This is a genomic window from Streptomyces sp. HSW2009 (assembly GCF_040240285.1).
GTDB lineage: Bacteria > Actinomycetota > Actinomycetes > Streptomycetales > Streptomycetaceae > Streptomyces.
Map to the genome: position 1 here is coordinate 1 of NZ_JBEHZD010001203.1, position 330 is coordinate 330.

At 84.5% G+C, this 330-nt stretch carries 1 pseudogene; it reads right to left on the reverse strand.

Annotated features, from left to right (window positions below):
* Window positions 1-330, reverse strand: a pseudogene (locus AAHZ94_RS35200) (hypothetical protein); the annotation flags it as partial.

The window sequence follows — 330 nt, forward strand, 5'->3', positions numbered from 1 at the left end:
GCGGCGCGCCCGTGCCGGCCGCGCCCCCAGGCGCCGCCCCCGATGCGCCCCGCCCGCCCGCGCCCGCCCCGGCGTCGGCGCCTCCGTCCGGCTCGGCCCACACCGTGGCGAACCGCACCGATGGGCCGCCGGTGAGCACCGCATGCACCTCGGGCGCGGGGCGTCCGAAGCGCTGGTAGCAGGAGAGCCAGGCGTCGCTGACCGTGCGGGAGAGCTCCAGCCGCAGCCGCGGCCCGCCGGGGGCGCCGGCCCGGGGGCCCCCGGCCCGGCACCGCTCGTGGTCGGCGCGCGGCGCGCGGGCGGGGCTGCACCCCTGCGCGGTGGCCACCC